A 674-nucleotide genomic window follows, 5' to 3' on the forward strand; every position below is an offset into this window, starting at 1 on the left:
CGTCCCATCCGCCGCCACCCGGGGGCGGGACGTCACCCGGCGGCGGGGCATAGCCGGACTGTGGCACCGGGCCGGACTGTGGGCCCGGTTCCGGGGCGGTCGCGGCCCCGGCGTCGGTCCACGCCCGGGTCGGGTCCTCGCCCTCCGGGTACTGCGACCACGCGGTCCCGCCACCTGCGGCCTCGACGGGCGGCAGGTGCTCGGTGGCCGGGTCCGCCGGGGGCATCTGCTCGGTGGGCGGGTTCACAGCCGGTGTGGGTTCGGTGGGCGCGTCATCGCCCCGGGGCCCGTCCCCCGGATCCGCGGGCCCGTCGCCTCCGCGGGACCCGCCCGGCCCGGTCACCGCCCACCCTCCGCTGCCGGGTCCTCGGTCACCCTGCCGTTGGCGAGCACCGGGATCGTCCGGCGGGTGTCGGTCACCTCGTCGTCGTCGATCTCGAACACCACCAGCCCCGCACCGGGGCCCGCCTCGGCGCGCACGGTCCCGTCCGGCCCCACCAGCATGGAATGGCCGACGCCGGTCGGGGCGCCGGGCTTGACGTCCACGCCCTCGACCTGCGGATCGGCCTGGCCCACCGCGACCAGGAAAGTGGTGGAGTCCAGAGCCCGGGCGCGGGCGAGGAGCCGCCACTGGTCCACCTTGCCGGGTCCCGACCCCCACGACGCCGCGCACA

At 77.9% G+C, this 674-nt stretch carries 1 protein-coding gene and 1 pseudogene; both read right to left on the minus strand.

What is annotated here, in order from left to right; all coding sequences use genetic code 11:
• Window positions 1–247, minus strand: a pseudogene (locus B4M60_RS02980) (hypothetical protein); the annotation flags it as partial.
• A 92-nt stretch (window positions 248–339) separates the two neighbouring features.
• Window positions 340–674 (minus strand): nitrilase-related carbon-nitrogen hydrolase (locus tag B4M60_RS02985; protein ID WP_291080145.1); only part of this gene is annotated, 335 nt, incomplete at its 5' end.

The organism is Dietzia sp. UBA5065, from assembly GCA_002415925.1.
In the GTDB taxonomy this organism is placed as follows: domain Bacteria; phylum Actinomycetota; class Actinomycetes; order Mycobacteriales; family Mycobacteriaceae; genus Dietzia.